Raw genomic sequence first — 24,508 nt, 5'->3', positions numbered from 1 at the left:
ATATATCACTGCTTAGTGTATTTTTATTGCATTTGTGATAGCCAAAATGTCCTCAGGGTTTCACAGGCAAAAGATTAAATGACTGGTTGTAATAAATAATACCTGCCTTCTCTGTCTCCATAAAGTTTGCAATATAATTATGAAAGCCAGATGATATGATCATCTGGCTTTTCTGTCATTGAAAGTGATAAAACAGGATCAGATTGTTTTCATATACAGCTCCTGTAATTCCTGGGCGGTAAATTCTTTGGAAGGCAAATTCTGTACAAGTTCTCCCTGCTTCATAATCCCGATGTCTGTAGCAACACTTACTGCATTGAAAATATCATGGGTTGCCATCAGAACAGTTCTTCCTTCTTGGCCCAGCTGACGTACAATTTCTGTAAATTCCGCAGTAGCTATCGGATCCAGTCCGCTCGTGGGCTCATCCAAAAGAAGTACCTTTGCATCTTTGGCCAGGGCAATGGCAATTCCTACTTTTTGCCGCATCCCTTTAGAGTATCCTCCCAATGGTTTATGGTGAGCTGTTTCCTGCAAACCGGTACGTTTCAGTAATGCAGACAGTTCATCTTTCTGATAATCAAAGCCAGCGATTTTGGAGAAAAAATCAAGGTTTTCAATCCCTGTAAGATATGGATATAAAAGAACAGTTTCGGGGATGTAAGCCAGATGTCTTTTTATTTTCTGAGGCTCATTTTTTACAGAAATGTCATTGATGAAAGCATCCCCGGACGTCGCTTTAATAAGTCCCAGGAGAATATTGATCGTTGTACTTTTACCCGCTCCGTTCTGTCCGAGAAGGGCAAAGATTTCTCCTTTTTTAACTTCAAGATTAAGGGAGTGAAGAGCTGTGAAATCGTTATATTTTTTATGTAGGTTGATTATTTTTAACATAGTTTCCTGTATTTATTTTGTGAAAGAATGATGAATAAAGCGATGAAAATGAGGTAAGGCAGAAATATCCGGATAATCCCGATGGAGGCAGCAAAGCTGTATACTTCTATAGTTTCCTGTGCCCAGTTGACAGACTCTGCATTTTTTCCTGAGAAAATAAGAGGGTAGAAGAACAGACGTTTTTTTTCATGGAATTTCCTGAGCGAGGAAGCATATTGCAAATGATTGCTCATATCCGTTTTGGCCAGATGGCTTGTTGTAAGCTGGGTGTGAAGATTGGGCAGGAGATACCCCAGATAAATTGCGGCCTGATTTCTTTTCTGCATTTTTTCGGTATACTTTTCTGAAGACTCTGCAGATTCCAGATCACCCATATGCTGCATGGCATAGTACCAGGTCCAGGTAAAAGTATCATTTTCCTCTACAGTAAAGTTTCTGTACTGGGGATATGCCCTATAAAATTTTTCCATAGTCGGTATTTTAGCCTCGTCCCATTTGTTGTGATAGCCTTCTCTCTGTTCCATCACAGCTTTTAGAGACTCATGAACCGGGTAGATCTTCTGAATCAGGATATTGCTGCTCATCGGAATAATAAAATTAATACCCACCCATATGATAAGAAGAATTAATGCATTCTGGGCCGACAGTTTACGGAAAGAAACAATCCATCTGCATAATGCAAACCAAAACAGGATATAAAGCCATCCGCAGCCAGCAAAAGCAATGTAATAAGAGTCTAAAGGTATTTTTATCCAGACAGATGCTATCATTATTAAAGCAAGATATACAGCAGTTATGGCCAGGAACCGGATGAACATCTTCTGGTCTAAAAGCTTCTGCAAATGAGAACTTTGCACCGATAAAAGTTTCCAGGTGCCTTTTTCTTCTTCCTCAGAGATGAGATTATAGCAAAAGGCCACAATCACCAGAGGAAAAAGAAAAACAATAACGAAACTGAAATCAAAATTTCCAGCTGCTGCATTGGCCGGATTATAAAAATCAGCATTGTAGCGCTGTTCTTCCAGATTTCGGATGGTTACTCCCTGGATCGAAGGATTCAAATCACGCATTCCGATATTGAGAGCAGCCAGTTTGGGCGTTTCATTCACCAGATTAAACTTAATATAATAAAGAGTCAGTCCCAGATCGTCCTTATGAAATTTTGTATTTCTTGCAATGCTTTCTTTCTGAAATGCTCCGCTTTTGGAGATAATATCTTCATTCCTGTCCAGAAATTTTTTCCCCGTATAAATAGCCGTCAATCCAGCTATGAATAAAAACAGCAATGCAGTGATGTATGCCTTGTTACGGTAAAATTGAATATATAAATAACGGTTCATTTAGATTAATTTTAATTTTCTTCCACTTATTTCGATGGCAGCAACGCAGATAATCAGCCATAATACTAATGCTGCCGCAGGTATTGGCTGTGCTTTCAGACTGTCAGTGACAGAAGTATATTGGTAATTAAAATCGGGAAACTTCTTCCAGTTATCTTTACCAATAATAGCCGGGGGACCGCCTTTTTCAGGTTTAATATTGCTGATATGTTTTATCTGAAGATCATTTAAATGCTGAGCCATCTCGTAACGATACTTTTCAGCCTGCTTTTGAAACTGAGTGTAGGAGAAAAAATCAGTACCCGTTGCAATCATGGAAAAGTTTTTGACGGCAATGGCAGGATTGATCAGCCCGGAAATATCAGTCAGGGTTTGCTGCCTGTTGTAAATGCTCTGCAATTCCTTTTGGTGGCTGATATAAATCTGTGAACTTATTTTTTCACCTTCTTTCATGACAAATCCGCCATAGTTGAACGGCAGCTCATCCGTTGTTTTCACTTTATAATGGGCCAGTAAAGAATCTTTGATTTTCCTGAAATACGGATCATCAGGATTGTGGCTGTCTCCTGACTTCAGAATATCTTTTTCCAGATTGGTTTCAAAAGCAATCCGGGAAGGAGCCGGAAATAAATTCTGAGCCGCAAACTGAACTCCCTTAGGCAGAACAATAATGAAAAGAAGCCAGAAACCGATAAGACAGATCAATGCTGAAGAAGTACTTTTACTGTTGGCAGAAACTATAATGATTAATGTGCTGATGAAAAAGTAATAGATCATGTAAGCCGGCATAATGAATGACAGTCTTATTAAAATATCACCCGGACCTGTAGTTTCTGACATCAATGCAGCTACAGAAACAACAGGAATTACCGGAACCAGAAAGCATAAGGAAAACAGCCAGAGCCCCAGAATTTTCCCCCAGATAATATCCCTTCCCGAAGCCCCCTGTACACTGATGATTTTTAATGTAGCACTTTCCCGTTCCTGTACAATTAATCCGAACCCCAGAAAAATAATGATAAGCGGCACGATGCTCTGCAGAATAAAAGCACTGCTGAAAGCTCCGAATCTGATTAATGTCCCTGAACTTCCCGCTTCTGAAAGATTAGCGGTATTCTGTTTGTGGGCTTCCAGGAATATTACATTTCCAAGATAATCATCCAATCCGCTGTCAAAAACATTCAACGGATGGCCGATCCTGAAAACCAGAAAGCCGTAATGGGCCATACGGTGCGGATGCTTGTCCGGCCTGTGTTCCCAGTGTTCCCGGACCTCTTCCCGGTATTCCTTTATTTTTGAAAAAGAACCGGTGTATTTTGTAAACCCTATGCCGATGCTCAGCATACAGAAGAGAAGTACAATGATCGTGATGATGAGGTTCTGTTTTCCTTTAAACAGATCCCGCCAGGTCTTTCCCACGATCAGCCGTAAGTTTGAAATAGCCATAATTTAAAATTTATAAGTAGCAGTTAATAAATAATTTCGTGGAGCTCCGGGAAAGAGCCTGAGGTAATTCTGAGCTCCGATCCAATAGACCTTATTGGTAATATTATTAAGGTTAAAAGAGAGTTGAACCGTTTTTGCAGGACTGTAGTATAAAGCCGCATCTATGGTAGTATAGGCGGGAAGCTCAAAACTTCTTGTAAACCATGGAACTTTTGAACTCTGGTAAAGCATTCCTGCACCAATTCCAAAGTCTTTGATCAGTTCTATATTTGAGAAATTGTAGCGGGTCCAGATGCTGACAGAATTTTTAGAAGTATTCTCTTTCCTTTTTCCTACAAGATCAAGGTTGGTATCATCCAGTATTTTAGCATCAATATAACTGTAGCCTCCGTAAATATGCCATTGAGGAAAGATGTGTCCCGAAAACTCAGCTTCAAATCCACGGCTTCTGTCCGCACCGCGCTGTATAAGTTCATCAGGTTCTGACAGGTTATTGGCATTGATGATGATATTTCTCTGGTTAACCTCATATACTGCCAGATTCAGTGAAATTCTGCTGAAAAGCTGTGCCTTGATTCCCAGTTCTTTGAGATCTGAAGTCAGAGGTTTGAATCTTGCCGCAGAACCGGTTAGGGCAGAGGTATTGGGCATCAGAGTGACCGTATTGGATTGAGGCTGATACCCCGTAAGGTAAGTTCCATAGAAATTGATATTATCAGTTATGCTGTAGGTAATCCCGAATCTGTACAGGAGTCTGTTGTTTTTAAAAGACGTTTCATTGGCTTCTTTAAAATTCGTGGTATCCTGAAACCATTCCTGGCGGATTCCCGATAATATCTTAAACTTTTTCCAGGTAAAAAGATGCTGAACGTAAGCTGCGTGTGTTGTGGTAAGAGCAGAAGGAAGAGGAGAGATCACATTAAGGGTATTAAAATCAGGGCCCTGATAATTTTCTGCTCCCGGATTCAGGTCAAAAGGAGTGACATTAGGTTTAGGAATCGTGATTCCGTTATAACTGGCTGTTTGATAATCAGATGCTTTTGCAGGATTGTAGGAGGCAACTACAGTTCCGTTCTTTAAAAGAAAACCTCTTGCTGCATTTTGTTGTCCACCTTTACGTTTTTCCCAGATCTGCCCGTCATAGCCTGTCAAAACCTGATGCTCAACAGTTCCGGTTTTAAATTTAAAATTGAAATAAGCATTTACATTATCCGTTGCCCAGTTTTGTCTTCTCTGGATAAACTGCATCATTGCAAGTCTGGAAACAGGTTTGTTATCCATATCAGGAACAAAAGAATTCGTTGTTCTGTGCTCCTGAAGATTTTCTCTCCAGTATTGTTTCATATAAGAAGCATTAAAGCTAATCGAGCGGTTAAAATGATGGGCAACACTTCCCATCAGGATAAGTTCCCTGGTTTTAAAAAAATCATCAGGAGCTCCCAGGTTCAATGTTCTTGGGGTGCTGTATAAATCTGTTTTTCCGGCAACTGCTCCGAAAATAGGCTGCCCCCGGTCCAGGTTTCCGTAAAGATCATTGAAAATCATTTCTACATTCACGGACGTTTTTTCATTGGGAATAAATGTCAGGGACGGAGAGATCAGAATACCGCTGTTTTTGACGTGATCCCTGAACGATTGGGCATTCTGATAAGCTCCGTTAAAGCGGTAGAGTAAGGTTTTGCTTTTATTCAGCGGACCTGTAAGATCTGTTGTGACACGGTAAGTATCAAAGCTGCCTCCTGATGAACTGATTTCATGCCGGGAAAAGGGCAACGGTTTTTTAGTCACCATATTAATTGTACCTCCGGGATCCACACTGGACATTGTAATGCTTGCCGGACCTTTGAAAATCTCAACACGTTCTATGTTGGAAGTCATGGGCTGTAAAAAATAATATTGCCTTGTCCGCATTCCGTTGATAATCTGGCCTTCTTCATTCTGGCTGATTCCCCGGATGTTATACTGATTATAATAGCTGGAAGGAGAGACCCCGTTCACGTTTTTCATAACATCACCAAGCTGAAAGGCCTGACGGTCAGTGATCAGTTCTTTGGTAATGGTATTAAGGGTTAAAGGAAGGTCTTTGTTTTTCATCGCAATCTTAGTGGCGGCAAAAGAGTAATCGGAAGTATAATCTTTAGACTTTCTTCCGATGATCTCAACCGTTTGTACTACTGTGGACAAAGAATCTTCAGGATGTGATTGTGCATAAAAAAGTGAAGAAGCGGTAATAAAGCTTACACTTAAAAGCTTCACCGGCTTGCAGGGAATACAGTGAATTGTTCCCGGGTAATAAAATTTACTGGTAATCATGAAACAAGGATGTTCGGGCAAGAAAATACCCATTAATAAAAGAATTTTTTAATTACGTGAAGACACAGGTATCCACGGAATAACAGTACAGACTACAGAATCTGTATAGAGAAAATAGGGCAGTATAGATTAAGCTGCTGCGAAAAATGTTGCCGGGGGAGCTCTGGAGCTGAAAAAGTCAAGAAGACAGCGATACGAAATGGCTTTTGGCTGTGGCATTTCATTATCATATGTAGTATCAATGGCAAAATCCATATTCAAAGGTTCGGGAAGAAGAATATTGTTCATGTCCATATGAAGGGCACACTGACATTCGTCGTCCTGGGAATAGGTAGGGATTTTCTCTTCTTTGGAGCCTTTTTTATAGATCACTTTACTTTTCGCATGTTTAGCATGATCAAGACACATGCTTACACCACTGACGTTTGAGACAAATATCAGAAGTAAAGAAAAAACAAAAAAGATCCTGAGAAATTTTTGCATAATAGAATGACAAAAGTACAATTTAATTTGATAAAAACTGAATCACGGATAAAAAGTAACAGAAATTTTTATATTCCTGCTAAAGAAATATTAACAGAAATTTCTGATAGATGGTCCTGTGATCTCGCCGAACGTATCTTCAAACACTTTTGCAGATGATTGGGTTTGGTCTTAGCCAGATTGAATAATACTTATTTTTTACCGGATATTTTTCCAAAATATTTGCAGTAAGCAATCTTACAATAATTGCGAATGAGCCTATCCTCTGTATTCTAAATTTTTCATGTTTACATTATGATATCATATTGCCATTTAGGTTGGTTGTTTCGTAATTATTGTAGTTAGAGTATGAAAAATGGTAATTAAAAATGACGATTTGCTTCTTTTTTAATAATGAAAAGTGTGTTTTTTACATTTTTTTATGCAGATAAAACAAAAAAATTACGATTCTTCTTATCATAAAAATTATTCAAAAAAAATTGCTCAATTTTTCAATATTGGGACATTGCAATTAATTGTGAATATATGTTTTATGAAAACAGTAAGTGTAAAAACAATGATAACCTTATCATATTTTTTATACAATTCATATCATAAAAATTCGATATGTAAGGTGTTGATAAGCAGTAGATAATGGTAGATTTATTTTTTTTATTCAGATGAATTTTTATATTTGTAATGTTACCAAAATGTTAACGAACTAATGAATCAGAACTTTATCCATACCTATGTCTCTGTAGATTGTGTTGTCTTTGGATTTGACCATGAAAACCGGTTGAATATATTATTAGTACAACGCCACGTTGATGATGTTCCGCTGGAAAAGCAGATCAAACTTCCGGGAAGTCTGATTTTCAGCGACGAGGATGTAGATGATGCGGCACAGAGAGTACTTCACGAACTTACGGGAATTAAAAAAATGGTTCTCAAACAGTTCAAATGTTTTGCAGATCCCATGAGAGCAAGCAATGTACATGATATCAAATGGATGGATCAGGAATACAAGCATCATATAGACAGGATCATTACCGTGGCCTATCTTTCCCTCTGCAAAATAGATCATAAGATCAACAGTACCAAATATGATACGGTAGACTGGTATCCTATTGATGAGGTTCCGGCATTGCCTTTTGACCATAACCAAATTATCAGTGAATCTTTCATGGAGATCAGAAAATGGATCGAATCTGATTTCTCCATTATCTTCGAGCTGCTGCCGAAAAGATTTACGATTAGACAGCTTTACCAGCTCTACAGCGCTTTAAGCGAAAAAAATATTGATATTAAGAATTTCCATAAAAAAATATCTTCATTTCCCTATATCGTTCCTTTGGATGAAATTCAGAAAGACGTATCACACCGTGCCGCAAGATATTACAGGTTTGATGCTAAAATTTACAGGAAAAACAATACAAAACTTATCAAATAACCTTTTTTAAAAATTATGTACTTACTAGGCTATGACATTGGCAGTTCTTCTGTGAAAGTTTGTCTCATCGAGGCATCCAGTGGAAAAGTGATTGCTTCTGAATTTTCTCCCAAAAAAGAAATGAAAATCACTGCTATAAATCCAGGATGGGCAGAGCAAAACCCGGTTGACTGGTGGACCAATCTGAAATTGGCACACGAAGCTGTCATGCACGAATCTGGGGTACATGCTGAAGATATCAAAGGAATCGGAATCACATGGCAGATGCATGGGCTGATCCTTGTAGACAAAGACCAGAAGCTTTTAAGGCCTTCCATTATCTGGTGTGACAGCCGTGCTGTGCCTTATGGTGAAAAAGCTTTCAAAACCATAGGCGAAGAAAAATGTCTTTCCCATCTATTGAACTCACCGGGAAATTTTACCGCATCAAAACTTGCGTGGGTAAAAGAAAATGAACCTGAGATCTTTGAAAAGATAGACAAAATAATGCTTCCGGGAGATTACATTGCCATGAGACTTTCCGGGCAGATAGGAATGACCATTGAAGGATTATCGGAAGGGATTTTCTGGGATTTTAAGAACAACTGCATCTCGGAAGATATCATTAACCATTATGGAATTCCTAAAAGTTTTTTTCCGGAAATTGTCCCTACATTTGGTATTCAGGCAACAGTTTCAAGCATTGCAGCGGAAGAATTAGGTTTAAAGGAAGGTACGCCTATCTCTTACAGAGCGGGAGACCAGCCCAACAATGCGCTTTCCCTGAATGTCTTTAATCCGGGCGAGATTGCCTCTACAGCAGGAACTTCGGGAGTTGTCTATGGAGTTCTTGACCAGCTGGAATATGATAAATTATCAAGGGTGAATACTTTTGCCCATGTCAATTATACACCGGAACAGATCAGGCTGGGAGTTTTGCTGTGTATCAACGGAACCGGAATTTTAAACTCCTGGTTAAAGCACAATTTCGCCACCTCACTTTCCTCTTACGGGGATATGAATGATATGGCTTCACTTTCACCGATCGGTTCAAAAGGGTTAAGCATCATTCCTTTTGGAAACGGAGCAGAAAGAGTGCTGGAAAATAAAGATACAAGCTGTTCTATTCACGGAATCAATTTCAATATACATACGAAAGGAGATATCCTGCGTGCGGCGCAGGAAGGTATTGTATTCTCTTACGAATACGGAATGGATATCATGAGAAACATCGGAATGGATATCCAGGTCATCCGTGCAGGAAATGCCAATATGTTTTTAAGTTCAATTTTTCGCCAGTCGCTATCCAGTGTCAGCAATGCTGTTATTGAACTTTATGATACCGATGGAGCGGTAGGAGCGGCAAGAGCTGCCGGAATGGGAATAGGATTTTATTCAGATTCCAGAGAAGCATTTTCTTCACTTGAACAGATAGCGGTGATAGAGCCTGAACACGAAAAACGGGAACAATATTTAGAAGCCTATGGCAGATGGAAACATCATCTTAACGAAATAATCTAGGACCACTACAACAGCAGTTTTCATCCTCTTACTGACTCTTAAGAACCAGTGAGAAGGGGATCGCTACGCAAAAAATTAAAATAAATTAAAAAATAATCAAATAAATATGAACACTTTAACAGGTACAAAAGAGTTTTTTACGGGTATTGAAAAAATTAAGTTTGAAGGGAAGGAGAGCAGGAACCCGTTGGCATTCCGCTATTATGATGCGGAAAAGATCGTGATGGGAAAACCCATGAAAGACTGGACAAGATTTGCGATGGCATGGTGGCATACCCTGTGTGCCAACGGAAGTGATCCGTTCGGAGGACCTACCATTCACCATCCTTGGGATATCGGCAATGATCCGGTAACAAGAGCAATGCACAAAATGGACGCCGGTTTTGAATTCATGTCTAAAATGGGCTTCCAATATTACTGCTTCCATGATATCGATCTGGTAGACCCTGCCAACAACTGGAAAGACTACGAGAAAAATATGCAGACTATCGTGGAATATGCCAAACAGAAGCAGCAGGAAACCGGAATTAAACTTTTATGGGGAACAGCCAATGTTTTCACCCATGAAAGATACATGAACGGCGCTTCTACCAACCCGAATTTTGATGTGGTAGCCTGCGCAGGAACTCAGGTGAAAAATTCAATAGATGCTACGATAGCGCTTGGCGGTGAAAATTATGTTTTCTGGGGGGGCAGAGAAGGATATATGAGCCTTTTGAACACTGACATGAAGCGTGAAAAAGACCATCTGGCCCGCTTCCTTTCCATGTCGAGAGACTATGCACGCCAGCAGGGCTTTAAAGGAACTTTCCTGATTGAGCCAAAACCAATGGAGCCTACCAAACATCAATATGATTATGATTCTGAAACCGTAATCGGATTCCTGAGACATTACGGATTAGATAAAGACTTTAAACTGAATATCGAAGTAAACCACGCTACATTGGCAGGTCACACGTTCGAACATGAGCTTCAGGCCGCTGTTGATGCAGGACTTTTGGGAAGTATTGATGCCAACAGGGGAGATTATCAGAACGGATGGGATACGGATCAGTTTCCGATCGATTATTACGATATGGTTCAGGCATGGCTTGTACTGCTTCCGGCTGGAGGTCTGGGAACCGGAGGAGTGAATTTTGATGCCAAAATCAGAAGAAATTCCATTGATGCTGAAGATTTATTCATTTCCCACATTTCAGGAATGGATGTATTCGCAAAAGGTCTTCTTGCCGCAGCGGATATCCTTGAAAATTCAGATTACAAAAAACTGAGAACAGACCGCTACGCTTCTTTTGATAACGGAAACGGAAAAGCATTCGAAGAAGGCTCACTTACCCTGGAAGATCTGCAGAGAATCGCTCACGAAATCGGTGAACCACAGCCCAAAAGCGGAAAGCAGGAGCTGTTTGAAGCCATTGTGAATATGTATCTATAATAAAAAATAAAAGGCTTATCAACACTGAGGATTTTTATACACAATAATTATTAAACAGCCTTTTATTCAACAACTAATACTAAAATAATAATTATGAACCGATTTTATTTCAATAAAAGCAATAGAGCCGCATTATTCTTTGCAATGACTTTATTGCCTTCCGGCATAGCATATTCACAGGTTAAGAAAGATACAGTAGCTAAAGAAAATAAAATAGATGAAGTTGTTGTGATCGGATATGGTACGCAGAAAAAAGAAGCTGTCACCGGATCTGTTGCTTCTTTAAGTGGTAACGCCATAAAAGAAGTGCCTTCTGCAAACATTACAGAAGCCATTCAGGGACGTCTTCCCGGCGTTGATATTGGAAGGACTTCAACAAAACCGGGTGCTGTACAGCAGATCCGTATCAGGGGTGAACGTTCTTTAACGGGATCCAATGATCCTTTGATCGTATTAGACGGCATTCCGTTCGTGGGATCTTTGGGAGATATAAGTCCGTCAGACATTAAAACTCTGGATGTTCTTAAAGATGCTTCCGCTACGGCTATTTATGGTTCCCGTGGGGCCAACGGAGTGATCATCATAACCACCAACAGAGGAGGGAAAGGACAAAGAGCGAGGTTTTCATACAATGCCTATACCGGATTTCAGACTTTGTTTTCTAAATACCCGATAATGGATGGTCCTAAACTCTCAAAACTGAGAGCTGACGCCAACCTCTTTACAAACGGTCCGGATGAGGTAAACGGGACCAATACGGATTGGCAGGATCAATATTATGGGGTGGGATTGATGATGAATCATGATGTTGCAGTCACAGGCGGAACGGAAAAAGGAGGATATAATTTCGGAGTTGCTTATTTTCAGCAGGACGGAGTAGTACCATTGCAGAAATATAAAAGGCTTTCCATTAGAGGAGCTTTGGATCAGGAAATTAATTCCTGGTTGAAGGTTGGGTTTTCAACGAATTCTAATTTCTCGGTGAATGATTTCAATGGAGTAAGCGGAGCACCTGTTTTAGGGTATTCACCATTGGTAAGTCCTTATCTTGCAGACGGATCGCCAAGATTAAGAACGACATTTGCCAATGTTGACCAGACCGCTTTACAGACGAGATCAATTCTGGAAGGGCTGGGTGATGCTTATGCAGACCGTACCAATGCTTTCAGTTCTTATAATAATTTATATGGGGAAATTAAAATTCCAGGGGTTGAAGGGCTTAAATACAGATTAAACGTAGGCTTAACCTACAGAAACTCAAACAGCGGCTATTATCTGGGAACAGGTGCACTGAATTATCAGCCGGCTACCTTATCCTCGGCAAGCATAGGCAATTCCCTGACTACACAATGGGTTTTGGAAAACATGGTAACCTACGACAGAACCTTTGGCAAGCATAAAATCAATGCGACAGCTTTGTATTCAGCTGAGCAGACAAGATTTAACAGCTCATTGATTGCTGCCCGTGATGTGCCTATTGATGCTTTTCAGTATTTCAATTTGGGTCATGCACAAGGTGAAATAACCATAGACCCTAACAACCAGGGATATTGGAGAAGAGGGCTGATGTCTTTCATGGGAAGAGCAATGTACCAATATGATAACCGTTATATGTTGACGGCAACAGTAAGATCAGACGGAGCTTCTGTATTGGCTAAAGGGCACCAGTGGCATACTTATCCTGCAATTTCTGTTGGTTGGAATGTAGCCAATGAAAGTTTCCTCCGGAATTCGAAATACATCAATATGCTGAAGCTGAGGGCTGGTTTTGGTCAAACATCCAACCAGGCTGTTGCTCCATACACAACCTTTGGTAGCTTAAGTACTACACCTTACAATTTTGGAGGGACCAATGTGATAGGTAATTATGTAAGTTCAGCTCCTAATGCATCTTTAGGATGGGAATTTTCGAAAACCTGGAACTTTGGGGTAGATTTTTCAATCTTGAACAAAAGAATAACAGGAACTGTAGAATATTATGTTACCAATACTGAAAAATTATTGCTGAGCAAAGGTTTACCTCCATCCAGTGGATTAGGTTCCGTTACCGAGAATGTTGGGGCATCCCAGAATAAAGGTTTGGAAATATCGCTTAATGCAGTGGTGATTGATAATCCTGATGGTTTCAGCTGGGAAGTAGGAGGTAACTTATCTGCGAACAGAAATAAAATTACAGCGCTTGCTTCCGGGATGGATAGGAATGTAAACAATTTATGGTTTGTAGGTTACAACATTAATGCCCTGTACGATTATCAATATATTGGCCTTTGGCAGAAAGGAGATCCCTATTTGAATATACTTGAGCCACAGGTTGGTGCAGCACCGGGAATGATCAAAGTATTATACACCGGAGAATACAATGCTGATGGTACACCAAAGAGAGCAATCAATGAAGCAGATAGACAGATCATCAACACCAATCCGGATTTCATCGGTGGTTTTAATACAAGACTCGCTTATAAAAATATAGATTTAAGCATTGTAGGAGCTTTCCAGAAAGGAGGTGTGCTGATCAGTTCTATTTATGGTTCCGCCGGTTACCTTAACAGACTTACAGGTAGAGGAAACAACGTTGATGTAGATTACTGGACCGAAGAAAATCCTGATGTAAGATACCCGAAACCAGGTGGATTGTTAAGTGGTGATAACCCTAAGTATGCTTCAACACTCGCTCTGTTTGATGCATCTTTTGTGAAGATCAGAACCATTACCTTAGGATATAATTTTAACAAAAACGCTCTGAGCAGCTTAGGCGTTAGTAATCTTCGCCTGTATGTTACCGTACAGAATCCATTTGTATTTGGTTCCCCTTATTACAGACATTCCGGTATGGATCCGGAACCGAACTCAAGAGGTAATGAAAATCAGGCTGTAAACTCATATAAGGCCAATCAGCTTATTATAGGTACAAACAACCCGTCTACGAGAAATTATATGATGGGGCTAAATCTAACCTTTTAAAAATCAGAAATCATGATCAATCTAAATAAAAAATTCATTGCTGCTTTATTCCTGGCTTCAGTAGCATTTACAACTACAGGTTGTAATGAGATATTGGATGAACAACCAAGAGGGATTTATACCCCGGAAGACTTTACAACGGAAAGAGGGATATCACAAGGTGTTACGTCTTTATACAGACAGTTGAGATTGCTTTACGGAAACGGTTACTGGCTAAATGCCAATATGACCGGTACAGATGAAGCCACCTGGGGGCAGAGCGCAGATGGTAATTTTAAAGATCTTGATATGACAGGGGGTGCAGGAAGTATCAATTCCAATACCTTTCCTACAAGTATGGTATGGGGATCCGTATTTCCGTCGATTAATACTGCAAATGGAATTATTCAGAACGGATCCGGGGCCGGTATAGCAGAATCGCTGATTTCGGAAGCAAGATTTTTCCGTTCTTTCTATTATTTTCTGTTAGTGCAGACCTATGGAGGGGTACCTCTTGATCTTGGGTCTGGCGAACTGGCTTTTAATATCAATCCGAAAACAACTTCAGTTAGAAATACCGTAACGGAAGTATACACTAAGGCAATCTTCCCGGATTTAGTTAAAGCGGTCGAAAATCTTCCTGCTAACCCGCGGGTGAAAGGCGGAGTGACCAAAAATGTAGCCCGTTTATATTTGGCAAAGGCTTATTTGACGTATGGATGGTGGCTGCAAAATCCTAAAAGCATCCCGACATATCCTGACACTCCTCGTACAGATCCTGATGGCCACAACGCACAATGGTATTTTCAGCAGGCCTATGATGTTGCTTTAGCCGCTATTAATAGCCCCGGACCTTATGCGTTGCAGCCCACTTACTATGACGTTAATTTAGGATCAAATGATCGCAATAGCGAATGTATGCTGTATGCAGACCATACGGAAACCAGTGCCTATTTCAACGAAGGCGTAATTCAGGCAAGCTATGGGGATGGATGGTCACCGAATAATTTCGCATCCTGGATGCTGACGTGGAACTATACCAATCTTAAAAGCAGTACCTCTCCAACAACATGGACTCCGGCAAGTTCTGTACAGCGTGCAGCTTTCCAGCCGTTGGGAAGACCTTGGGTGAGAATGGCTCCTACCATTGAAGTCATTAAAAATACATTTGCAGATAAAACCAATGATTCAAGATATGACGGAACATTTACAACCGTATACCGTGGTAACTGGGACAAGGAAGGAACAGGGCTTACCAATGTAGGAACACTTTATAATGCCAATAACCTTCCTATACAGCCTAATGCTCCGGTTCTGAGCTTTTTAAATGATGATTCCCAGACCCCTTCATATCCTACCAATGCAGGCCAAAGCGGGATAGGAGCCGGTACACTGCCGGGAAGAGCTGATTGGGTGGTTGCCCCTAGCGGAATCAGCAGAATTGTGTATCCGGGGATCTGGAAAATTGGTCCTTACAGAACAGACAACGGAAATGGATTAGGGTATCCGAACCCGAGTCATACACGCCCTTTCTATGCAGCAAAATTCTCCGAGTTGTATTTTATTGCAGCAGAAGCGGCTGTAAAAGGAGCATCCGGCGCAGTATCTGCCAGAGATTTAATTAATGTGATCCGTGCAAGAGCAGGAAAATGGCGCTGGGATAATAACGGAAATGTAACAAAAATACAGGATAACAGTGCTGCTATGATCGCAGCAACACCATCAACTATAACAATCGATTACATCTTAGAAGAAAGATCCAGAGAATATTTTGGTGAAGGCTACAGATGGTATGATTTGGTAAGAACCCAAACCTGGGCGGATAAGGCTGCCTCATACTCCATTGGTGGAGCGAATTATGGAAATCATACGCCACAGACAGTTACCAGGACCATACAACCTTTCCATTATTTGAGACCTATCCCTCAGGGACAGCTGGATGCAATGGAAGTTTCAGCAGATATTAAGGCGAAATACCAGAATCCCGGATACAATTAATTTCATTCTACATTCATATCAGCAACAGAGTAGGTGTGCAAGCACCTGCTTTGTTTATCTGAATTAAAATTTAAAACTATGGAAAAAACCTGGCGCTGGTTTGGCAAAAAAGACAAAATAGCACTCAGCACACTTCGTCAAATAGGAGTAGAAGGAATTGTTTCTGCCCTGCATGATATTCCAAACGGAGAAATCTGGAATTCAGAGGAAATTGATGATTATAAAAACTATATAGAAAGCCACGGACTTTGCTGGTCTGTTGTGGAAAGTCTTCCCGTGAGTGAAGCCATCAAATACGGCGGTGAAGACCGTGACTTTTTAATAGAAAATTATATCACAAGCCTTGAAAATCTGGGTAAAGCAGGAGTTACAACTGTCTGCTACAACTTTATGCCTGTTCTTGACTGGGCACGCACCGATCTTTTTTACAAATGGAAAGACGGTTCGTCATCCCTTTATTTTGACAAAACCAAGTTTGCGTACTTCGAAATTCATATCCTTCAAAGAAAAGGAGCAGAAAATGAGTATAGTTCGGAAATCCTTCAAAAAGTAGAAGAATTAAAAAATACCTTAACGGAAAAAGATAATCATGATCTGATAGACTCAGTTATTGTAAAAACACAGGGATTCGTGAACGGAAATATCAAAGAAGGCGAATTGAATCCTGTAGAAAAGTTCAAAAGTTTACTGGCATTGTATGATGGTATAGATAAACACCAGCTTCGCCAAAATATGAAATATTTCCTTGAAAAAATAATGCCTGTCTGTGAAAAATGGAATATCCAGATGTGTGTACACCCTGATGATCCGCCGTTTTCACTATTGGGCTTGCCAAGAATAGTAACCAATGAAGAGGATATTGACTGGCTTCTGAAAGCTGTTGATAACCCTCACAACGGATTAACATTCTGTGCAGGATCTCTAAGTGCCAACCTTCAGAATGATGTTCCAAAACTGGCGGAGAAATTTGCCCACAGAACCAAATTCGTTCACCTGAGAAGTACAAATGTTTTTGAAAACGGTGATTTTATCGAGGCTCATCACTTGGGAGGAAGAGGAAAGCTTATTGAAGTGATCCGTGTATTCGAAAAAGAAAACCCTGACCTGCCGATGAGAATAGACCACGGAAGACTTTTAACGGAAGATATTGACAAAGGCTATAATCCCGGCTATTCATTTTTAGGAAGAATGCTGGCATTGGGTCAGATCGGAGGAGTAATGGCTGCCGTTCAGTCAGAAGTACAGAAAAATTAAACTGCGTTTGTAATAAAATAGTAAAAAGTAATGAAAGACCTGTTTAGTATTAAAAACAAAGTAGCAGTCATCACAGGGGCTTCAGGCGTTTTGGGAGGCAGCCTTGCCAAAAGTTTTATAGAAGCCGGCGCCAAAGTTGTCGCACTGGGAAGAAACCAGGAAACACTGGATGCCCGTGTAAAAGAGCTTACAGATTTGAGAGGTGATGCACTCGCTGTAGAAGCCAATGTGATGGATATTGAAAGCCTTGAAGCTGCTTCTGTGAAAATAAAAGAAAAGTATGGCAGCATTGATATTCTGCTCAATATAGCCGGTGGAAATATTCCGGCAGCCACCTTATCTCCCGAACAGTCATTTTTTGATATGGATATGAAGGGATGGGCTGAGGTTACCGATCTCAATATCAACGGAACTGTTTATCCGAGTTATGTTTTCGGAAAAGCAATGGCTGAGCAGGGGAGCGGTAACATTATTAATATTTCTTCCATGGCTGCCTATTCAGCGATTACGAGAGTAGCCGGATATTCTGCAGCCAAATCGGCAATTACCAATTTTACCCAATGGCTGGCCTCTGACCTGGCTTTGAAATTCGGAGATAAGATACGGGTGAACGCCGTGGCACCAGGGTTTTTCATTGGAGATCAGAACCGTGCAATCCTTCTGAATCCGGACGGAAGCTTAACCGAGAGAAGTAAAAAAGTAATGGCTAAAACACCTATGCAGAGATTTGGAGAAGTAGAGGAGTTGAACGGTGTTGTACAGTTTCTGTGTTCCGATGCAGCAAGTTTTATCACAGGAGCACTGATACCTGTGGACGGAGGTTTCAGTGCGTTCAGCGGAGTATAAAAACTAATTTCTTCATATCATTAAACAGGACCTTAAATGGTTTCATTCAGGGTCTTGTTTTTAAAATCCGGACTTGCCTAAAGTCTGACTATGTAAAGAGAAAAGCTGTTTAATCTTATATATTGATGATGAAGCAAAAAGTTCAACTACTTAAGTTTTTCAGAGCCAGGAATTTTTGGAAATCTTTGATTTTCATCTTATCTGAGCTCTTCTGCAGCATCATTTTTAAACTTTCTTAAGTGAGCTAAAGTCTTTTTAAAATAAAGCTTTTGTGACTTTTGTGGTTTTACAAAGTTTAAACAAGTTAATTAAAATTCAGGATTGTAAAAGTAAATCATGAGTAATTCTATTAAAAATAAAGAAGTTTTCGGAGAATTGTTTCTGCTTGAATCAGCAAAAGCGGAGGATCTCTATTTCGGATATGCCAAAGATATGCCTGTGATCGATTATCACAATCATCTTGAGCCGGATGTTATTGCTGCCAATCAAAACTTCCGTTCTCCAACCGCTATCTGGCTGGATGGTGATCATTACAAATGGAGAGCCATGAGAAATTTTGGTATTGATGAACAGTTTATTTCAGGAAATGCTTCAGATCACGAAAAATTTATGAAATGGGCAGAAGTAGTGCCTTATACCCTTCGTAACCCGCTATTTCACTGGACGCATCTGGAGCTCAAAAATCCTTTTGGAATCAGTGAATATTTATCACCCAATACTGCAGATACTGTATATCATCAGATGAATGAAAGTCTGCAGACATCCGGCTTTTTATCACAATCCATCATTCAGAATTTTAAGGTAGAAGCATTGTGCACTACAGATGATCCTGCTGATGACCTGGTTCATCACAAGGCTTTAAAAAACAGTGGATTTAACACCGCTGTTCTTCCGGCTTTCCGTCCTGATTCCTATATTAATATAATCAATCCCGCACAATATCTTTCAGGAATCAAAAAACTTGAAAAAGTCTGCGGATTTTCAATCACATCAGCTTCCGATCTGTTGAATGCACTTCAGTCCAGAATCAATTATTTTGTGGAAGCAGGAGCAAAAGTGGCCGATCACGGCTTTGAATATTTTCCGGATACCACAAAATGGAATCATAGCCTTGAAAAAGAATTTTCTGAATTCCTGAAAGGTAATCTTTCAACGTTTTCCGATCCGGATGCATTATGCGGCTATTTGCTGAAAGAGCTTTGCAAAATGTATGCAGAAAAAGGATGGGTACAGCAGTTTCATGTAGGAGCAACCCGAAACAACAATTCAGAAATGTTCAGAAAAATAGGTGCCAATGCAGGATATGATGCCATTGGAGAACGTTATTACGCACAGAGATTGAGCATTTTATTGGATGCACTGAACACAGAAGAAAAACTGGCTAAAACCATTATTTACAATCTGAACCCGGCATTTAATGAAGTTCTGGCATCCCTTGCCGGAAACTTCAATGAAGGAGGCATCAAATCCAAAGTACAGTTTGGAGCAGCCTGGTGGTTTCTCGATCAGCTTGACGGGATGACCAGGCAGATGAACACACTTTCCAATATCGGTCTGATCAGCACTTTTGTCGGCATGTTGACTGATTCCCGAAGTCTGCTGTCATTTTCAAGACACGATTATTTCAGAAGGCTTTTATGCAACATATTCGGAAGTGAAATGGAAAGAGGTCTGCTACCCAATGATGAAAAATGGGTAGGAAAGATCATTCAGGACATCTGCTATCACAATACAAAAAATTATTTTGAAATTTAAAACCATGGGGGATTCGACGAAAATACTATGTTTCGGGGAACTGCTTCTCCACTTTGCCCCGGATTCCGAAGGAAACTGGCTCAATGAACAGTCTCTGAAGATGTATGTTGGCGGCGCTGAATACAATGTTGCGGCAGCACTTTCCCAGTGGAAGAATTCTGTGAAACTGTTATCAGCTTTACCCGAGAATTTTGTAGGAAATCACCTCGAACTACAGCTTAAAAATAAAGGAATAGAAGTCCTTGCAGAAAAGAACAAGGGAAGAATAGGAACATTTTACCTTTCTTCCGATGGAGATATGCAGAATGCGTCAGTGGTTTACGACCGTTTTCCGTCTGTTTTTACCCAATCGGATTTTGAAACTTTCAGTGATGATGAAATATTTTCAGGAGTAAAATGGCTGCACATCAGCACCATCACACCGGCTTTGAGTGACCATGCATTTCGTAAATGTTTACAGATCATGAAAGAAGCCAGAAACAGAAATATTACAGTTTCCCTCGATCTGAATTACAGAGCGTTGCTTTGGCAAAACCAGAATCCTCATAAAATTAAAGAACTGATGCCTTTTGTTAACGTTCTCATGGGAAATATCTGGTCTGTAGAGCAGTTTCTGGAAATTCCTGTTAAGTACGAGCTTAACGGGAAATTTGATGATGAAAATCTTCTGAAACAGGCTGAAAAAACAGCGTTAAAAATCAGAAGACAATTCCCGGAGGTGGAAAAAATTGCAAATACCTTCCGCTTTACAAACGGCGAACGGGTCAATTATTTTGCCACTTTGTTTGCTGATGAACAGCTTTTGGTTTCAGAAATATATAATTCAGAGAAAATTGAAGAAAGAGTAGGAAGCGGTGATTCTTTCATGGCCGCCTTAATTCATGGAATTTTAAAAGGAAATCCTGACCAGCAGATCCTGGAGGATGCGACAAAAGTTGCTTTTAAAAAGCTTTTCGTAAAAGGAGATACCATTGATGAAAGCATTAATATCGAAACATTATGAGTGAAATAGTACAAAAAATAAAGGACCAGAAAATCGTTCCGTTGTTTTATAACGAATCGTTTGAAGTTTCAAAAAATATCATAAAAGCTTTATACGAAGCAGGAATCCGTGTGATAGAATATACCAACCGTGGTCATCAGGCCCTGGAAAATTTCACCAGACTAAAAACCATTTCGAATGCAGAATTTCCCGGACTTCTGTTAGGAATCGGAACGGTGAAAAACATAAAAGAAATGGATGATTATGCTCATGCAAAAGCAGATTTCATCATTACACCTGTCATCAGTGAAGTATTGGTGAAACATGCGCTTGAAAGAAATATCCTTTTGATTCCGGGCTGTTTTACTCCTTCCGATATCAATATTGCCTATCAGAACGGTTTAAAACTGGTTAAAATATTCCCGGCTGATGCTTTAGGGAAGAAATACATCAAATCGGTACAGCCTGTTTTCCCGGGAATGAATTTCATGCCTACCGGAGGGATCAATGCAGAATTTGAAGATATTATGGAATGGCTCAATGGGGGTGCCATAGCAGCAGGATTGGGAAGTGCCCTTATTGGAAAAGATTGTAATGAAGAAGAATTGACCCGGAAAACACAGAATTTATTACAACAACTTAATCATAATTAAATGCAGGCTCCTCAAAACCGCAATATAAGATGGTGGATGCTGTCCCTTGTCTTTCTCGCCACTACGATCAATTACCTTGACCGTCAGGTAATGGGTTTGCTGAAACCTGTACTGGAAAAGGAATTCAGCTGGGACGAAAAAGATTACAGCTATATCGTCATGGCCTTTACCACGACTTATGCCATTGGTTATATGGCGATGGGAAGGTTTATAGACAAGGTGGGAACCAAAATCGGGTATGCCGTTTCCCTTATTGTGTGGAGTCTTGCCTCTATAGGACATGGTCTTGTCAAAAGTACCATCGGGTTTATCATTGCGAGAAGCACTTTAGGAATCAGTGAGGCAGGAAACTTTCCTGCTGCGATCAAATCTGTAGCTGAGTGGTTTCCTAAAAAAGAAAGAGCGCTGGCAACCGGAATTTTTAACTCAGGAGCAACGGTGGGAGCTATTTTAGCACCGCTGCTGGTTCCGTTCATTCTTGGACATTACGGCTGGAGACAGACTTTTGTATGGATCGGTGCTTTGGGTATGGTTTGGATTATCCTTTGGTGGAAATTCTATGCCGTACCGGAAAAAACAAAAAATCTCAGCAAGGAAGAACTGCAATACATTAAAAGTGATCAGGCTGAAAAAGCAGAAGAAAAAACGAAAATCCCTTTATCGGAATTACTCAAATATAAAGTAACATGGTCGTTTGCCATCGGTAAAATGTTAACCGATCCTATCTGGTATTTCTTCATGTTCTGGCTGCCGGCCTATTTCTCGGATGTTTTCAAAATGGATTTAACAAAACCATCGCTTCCATTGATTATTATTTACAGCGGAACTACGATCGGAAGTATCGGCGGAGGCTATCTTTCATCATTTCTGATCAAAAAAGGCTGGGCCATCGGAAGAGCCAGAAGCATTACCATGTTGTTGTTTGCTTTGATGGTAGTTCCGGTCATGTTCTCAAAATATGTAGATAATATGTGGATGATCACGATCATCATTGCCTTTGCAACAGCTGCGCATCAAGGTTGGGGAGCCAATCTTATGACTACGGTCGGAGATCAGTTGCCTAATAATTATGTCAGTTCTGTCATTGGTTTTGGTGGAATGCTAGGTTCTGCAGCAGGAATAATTTTTCCCCTTTTTATCGGAATTGTTCTCGATACCTTTAAAAAATCAGGAAATATCAACGGAGGCTACAATATTATATTTTTCATAGCAGGAATATCCTATGTTACAGCCTGGGGATTGATTAAAATAATCAACCGGAAGAAACCCGTTTAAAATATATAACGATCAGTAAACGATTATAATAATAAAATACAAATACCCATTGCTGAGTGTAACGCCCTTGCGAACCTTATCAAGCATGTAGTTAAAAAACTTGCGGCCTCAGCGTTAAAAAGAAACAACACCTATCCAAAAATATACATTTTAAAAACTATAAAAAAAGAATAACAATGAAACAGAATATAATGAATTTAACTTTTTTCAGGAATAGAAAACATATCATTGCAGCAGCTGCTTTGCTCTCGGTGGCTACTATTTCTGCCCAGACTTTCTCAGACTTCAACTACCGTGGAAACGATAAAATATATAATGATAACCCTCTTAAACCGGACGAGTTTTATTCCCCGATTTTACAGGGCTGTTACCCCGATCCCAGCATTACCAGAAAAGGCGAAGATTACTATCTTGTAAATTCTTCATTTTCAATGTTTCCGGGAGTTCCGATTTTTACTTCTAAAGATCTTGTGAACTGGAAACAGGTAGGACACGTTTTGGATAGGCCTTCACAGCTTAAAGTGGAAAAATCAGGTGTTTCCCATGGAATTTATGCACCGGATATCAAATACAATAAGCACAACGATACTTTTTATATGATCACTACCCAGTTTGCGGGTGGTATCGGAAATATGGTCGTAAAAACAAAAGACCCTGCAAAAGGATGGAGCGAAGTTCAGAAACTCAATTTTGAAGGTATTGATCCTGCTATTTTCTTTGATGATGACGGGAAAGCATATATCGTTCACAATGATGCTCCGCCACAAGGTACTGAACAGTACAACGGCCATCGTGTGATTAAGATGTGGGACTATGATCTCGAAAAAGACCAGGTAGTTGCGGGTTCGGATAAGATTATTGTAAACGGCGGTGTGGATCTTTCCCAAAAGCCCATCTGGATTGAAGGTCCTCATATTTACAAAAAGAACGGGAAATACTATCTGATGTGCGCGGAAGGAGGAACCGGAGGCAATCACAGTGAAGTTATTTTTATGTCCGATTCTCCGAAAGGACCTTACGTTCCGGCTGGCAATAACCCGATTCTGACACAGCGCTATTTCCCGAAAGACCGAAAAGAAAAAGTAGACTGGGCTGGTCATGCAGATCTGGTTGAAACACCGGATGGCCAATATTACGGAGTATTTCTGGCGATACGCCCGAATGAGAAAAACAGAGTCAACAAAGGCCGTGAAACATTTATCCTTCCGGTTGACTGGAGTGGAAAATACCCGGTTTTCCAAAACGGGCTGGTTCCGATGAAACCAAAACTGAAATTACCAGCTGGAGTTCAGAATCAAAACGGACAAAACGGATTTTTACCCAATGGAAACTTTACCTATAACGACAAATTAACCGATAAAAACCTTGATTACCGCTGGATAGCCATGCGCGGACCTCGTGAAAGTTTTATTACCGTTACAAAAAATGGGGTGAAAGTAAACCCTTTTGCCACCAATATCAAAGCATTGGCTCCGGTTTCGGCACTGTTCCACAGATTGCAGCATGAATCATTTGAAACTTCTGTAACCCTGGATTTTAAGCCTAAATCAGAAAAAGAGCTGGCAGGAATTACCTGTTATCAAAGTGAAACATTCCATTATGTTTTCGGAATCACGAAGAAAGATAAAGATTTCTACATCGTATTGGAAAGAACGGAAAAAGGACAATCAAAGCTGATTGCCAGCGAGAAGATTTCATTATCCAAACCGGTTAAACTGCAGGTGGTAGCAGATAAAGATGAGCATAGCTTTAATTATTCGCTGGATGGTAAGAACTATAAAAACCTTGGCGGACCGGTTTCAGGAGATATCCTTTCGACGGATGTAGCGGGCGGTTTCACAGGAAGCCTCATTGGGCTGTACAGTACCTCTTCCAATGATATTATACCGAATTAAGTCAGTATTAGCAATGTCATACTGAGCTTGTCGAAGTGTTCCCTTTAAGACTGAAAAGAATCAAATCAAA

The 24,508-nt window shown here is 40.2% G+C and carries 17 protein-coding genes; 12 read left to right on the top strand and 5 right to left on the bottom strand.

The window, feature by feature from the left end; genetic code table 11:
• Positions 1 to 198 precede the first annotated feature (198 nt).
• The 5 genes from BBI00_RS09085 to BBI00_RS09065 all read right to left on the bottom strand — a co-directional run bounded on the left by BBI00_RS09085 (position 199) and on the right by BBI00_RS09065 (position 6,476).
• Positions 199 to 894: an ABC transporter ATP-binding protein gene (locus BBI00_RS09085; protein WP_065398457.1), complete on the bottom strand. Its 696-nt coding sequence runs from the start codon at positions 892 to 894 to the stop codon at positions 199 to 201.
• Positions 888 to 2,234 carry a DUF3526 domain-containing protein gene (locus BBI00_RS09080; RefSeq protein WP_065398456.1) on the bottom strand — a complete coding sequence of 449 codons (1,347 nt, stop codon included), beginning with the start codon at positions 2,232 to 2,234 and terminating at the stop codon, positions 888 to 890. The genes BBI00_RS09085 and BBI00_RS09080 overlap by 7 nt, the downstream gene beginning before the upstream one ends.
• Complete coding sequence (locus BBI00_RS09075; RefSeq protein ID WP_065398455.1) at positions 2,235 to 3,680, bottom strand: ABC transporter permease; 1,446 nt, start codon at positions 3,678 to 3,680, stop codon at positions 2,235 to 2,237.
• A 3-nt stretch (positions 3,681 to 3,683) separates the two neighbouring features.
• The gene (locus BBI00_RS09070) at positions 3,684 to 5,993 is read right to left on the bottom strand and encodes a TonB-dependent siderophore receptor (protein ID WP_065398454.1); all 2,310 of its coding nucleotides are present in this window, start codon (positions 5,991 to 5,993) and stop codon (positions 3,684 to 3,686) included.
• Positions 5,994 to 6,122: 129 nt separating this feature from the next.
• Positions 6,123 to 6,476 (bottom strand): hypothetical protein, encoded by a 354-nt coding sequence (locus tag BBI00_RS09065; protein ID WP_065398453.1) that lies wholly within the window; start codon positions 6,474 to 6,476, stop codon positions 6,123 to 6,125.
• Between the two features lie 703 nt (positions 6,477 to 7,179).
• On the opposite strand from BBI00_RS09065, the gene BBI00_RS09060 reads away from it, so the two are divergent.
• From BBI00_RS09060 to BBI00_RS09005, 12 genes are all read left to right on the top strand, one after another.
• Complete coding sequence (locus tag BBI00_RS09060) at positions 7,180 to 7,905, top strand: NUDIX hydrolase (protein WP_065398452.1); 726 nt, start codon at positions 7,180 to 7,182, stop codon at positions 7,903 to 7,905.
• Positions 7,906 to 7,920: 15 nt separating this feature from the next.
• A complete protein-coding gene (locus BBI00_RS09055; RefSeq protein WP_065398451.1) occupies positions 7,921 to 9,405 on the top strand; it encodes a xylulokinase in 1,485 nt (494 codons plus the stop codon).
• A gap of 106 nt (positions 9,406 to 9,511) precedes the next feature.
• Positions 9,512 to 10,840 carry a xylose isomerase gene (gene xylA / locus BBI00_RS09050; RefSeq protein WP_065398450.1) on the top strand — a complete coding sequence of 443 codons (1,329 nt, stop codon included), beginning with the start codon at positions 9,512 to 9,514 and terminating at the stop codon, positions 10,838 to 10,840.
• A 93-nt stretch (positions 10,841 to 10,933) separates the two neighbouring features.
• Positions 10,934 to 13,801: a SusC/RagA family TonB-linked outer membrane protein gene (locus BBI00_RS09045; protein ID WP_065398449.1), complete on the top strand. Its 2,868-nt coding sequence runs from the start codon at positions 10,934 to 10,936 to the stop codon at positions 13,799 to 13,801.
• A gap of 12 nt (positions 13,802 to 13,813) precedes the next feature.
• Complete coding sequence (locus BBI00_RS09040) at positions 13,814 to 15,778, top strand: RagB/SusD family nutrient uptake outer membrane protein (RefSeq protein ID WP_065398448.1); 1,965 nt, start codon at positions 13,814 to 13,816, stop codon at positions 15,776 to 15,778.
• A gap of 78 nt (positions 15,779 to 15,856) precedes the next feature.
• The gene (uxuA, locus tag BBI00_RS09035) at positions 15,857 to 17,032 is read left to right on the top strand and encodes a mannonate dehydratase (protein WP_065398447.1); all 1,176 of its coding nucleotides are present in this window, start codon (positions 15,857 to 15,859) and stop codon (positions 17,030 to 17,032) included.
• Between the two features lie 30 nt (positions 17,033 to 17,062).
• Positions 17,063 to 17,878, top strand: a complete 816-nt coding sequence (locus tag BBI00_RS09030) for an SDR family oxidoreductase (protein ID WP_065398446.1) — start codon at positions 17,063 to 17,065, stop codon at positions 17,876 to 17,878.
• 336 nt (positions 17,879 to 18,214) lie between these two features.
• Positions 18,215 to 19,633, top strand: a complete 1,419-nt coding sequence (gene uxaC / locus BBI00_RS09025; RefSeq protein WP_065398445.1) for a glucuronate isomerase — start codon at positions 18,215 to 18,217, stop codon at positions 19,631 to 19,633.
• Positions 19,634 to 19,637: 4 nt separating this feature from the next.
• Entirely contained in the window at positions 19,638 to 20,636 is a 999-nt protein-coding gene (locus tag BBI00_RS09020; protein WP_065399689.1) for a sugar kinase, read from the top strand.
• A complete protein-coding gene (locus BBI00_RS09015; protein ID WP_065398444.1) occupies positions 20,633 to 21,268 on the top strand; it encodes a bifunctional 4-hydroxy-2-oxoglutarate aldolase/2-dehydro-3-deoxy-phosphogluconate aldolase in 636 nt (211 codons plus the stop codon). The genes BBI00_RS09020 and BBI00_RS09015 overlap by 4 nt, the downstream gene beginning before the upstream one ends.
• Positions 21,269 to 22,543 (top strand): MFS transporter, encoded by a 1,275-nt coding sequence (locus BBI00_RS09010; RefSeq protein ID WP_065398443.1) that lies wholly within the window; start codon positions 21,269 to 21,271, stop codon positions 22,541 to 22,543.
• 176 nt (positions 22,544 to 22,719) lie between these two features.
• The gene (locus BBI00_RS09005; protein WP_123902246.1) at positions 22,720 to 24,438 is read left to right on the top strand and encodes a glycoside hydrolase family 43 protein; all 1,719 of its coding nucleotides are present in this window, start codon (positions 22,720 to 22,722) and stop codon (positions 24,436 to 24,438) included.
• Positions 24,439 to 24,508: the final 70 nt, after the last annotated feature.

It is taken from the genome of Chryseobacterium arthrosphaerae, from assembly GCF_001684965.1.
GTDB classification, from domain to species: domain Bacteria; phylum Bacteroidota; class Bacteroidia; order Flavobacteriales; family Weeksellaceae; genus Chryseobacterium; species Chryseobacterium arthrosphaerae.
Note: the sequence above shows the minus strand (reverse complement) of the source record. Positions and strands in the feature narration are given on the sequence as shown.

Bases quoted from the DNA above. Each gene is read 5' to 3' on its own strand.
- BBI00_RS09085 (WP_065398457.1), bottom strand. From the start codon at position 894: ATGTTAAAAATAATCAACCTACATAAAAAATATAACGATTTCACAGCT.
- BBI00_RS09080 (WP_065398456.1), bottom strand. From the start codon at position 2,234: ATGAACCGTTATTTATATATTCAATTTTACCGTAACAAGGCATACATC.
- BBI00_RS09075 (WP_065398455.1), bottom strand. From the start codon at position 3,680: ATGGCTATTTCAAACTTACGGCTGATCGTGGGAAAGACCTGGCGGGAT.
- BBI00_RS09070 (WP_065398454.1), bottom strand. From the start codon at position 5,993: ATGATTACCAGTAAATTTTATTACCCGGGAACAATTCACTGTATTCCC.
- BBI00_RS09065 (WP_065398453.1), bottom strand. From the start codon at position 6,476: ATGCAAAAATTTCTCAGGATCTTTTTTGTTTTTTCTTTACTTCTGATA.
- BBI00_RS09060 (WP_065398452.1), top strand. From the start codon at position 7,180: ATGAATCAGAACTTTATCCATACCTATGTCTCTGTAGATTGTGTTGTC.
- BBI00_RS09055 (WP_065398451.1), top strand. From the start codon at position 7,921: ATGTACTTACTAGGCTATGACATTGGCAGTTCTTCTGTGAAAGTTTGT.
- xylA (WP_065398450.1), top strand. From the start codon at position 9,512: ATGAACACTTTAACAGGTACAAAAGAGTTTTTTACGGGTATTGAAAAA.
- BBI00_RS09045 (WP_065398449.1), top strand. From the start codon at position 10,934: ATGAACCGATTTTATTTCAATAAAAGCAATAGAGCCGCATTATTCTTT.
- BBI00_RS09040 (WP_065398448.1), top strand. From the start codon at position 13,814: ATGATCAATCTAAATAAAAAATTCATTGCTGCTTTATTCCTGGCTTCA.
- uxuA (WP_065398447.1), top strand. From the start codon at position 15,857: ATGGAAAAAACCTGGCGCTGGTTTGGCAAAAAAGACAAAATAGCACTC.
- BBI00_RS09030 (WP_065398446.1), top strand. From the start codon at position 17,063: ATGAAAGACCTGTTTAGTATTAAAAACAAAGTAGCAGTCATCACAGGG.
- uxaC (WP_065398445.1), top strand. From the start codon at position 18,215: ATGAGTAATTCTATTAAAAATAAAGAAGTTTTCGGAGAATTGTTTCTG.
- BBI00_RS09020 (WP_065399689.1), top strand. From the start codon at position 19,638: ATGGGGGATTCGACGAAAATACTATGTTTCGGGGAACTGCTTCTCCAC.
- BBI00_RS09015 (WP_065398444.1), top strand. From the start codon at position 20,633: ATGAGTGAAATAGTACAAAAAATAAAGGACCAGAAAATCGTTCCGTTG.
- BBI00_RS09010 (WP_065398443.1), top strand. From the start codon at position 21,269: ATGCAGGCTCCTCAAAACCGCAATATAAGATGGTGGATGCTGTCCCTT.
- BBI00_RS09005 (WP_123902246.1), top strand. From the start codon at position 22,720: ATGAAACAGAATATAATGAATTTAACTTTTTTCAGGAATAGAAAACAT.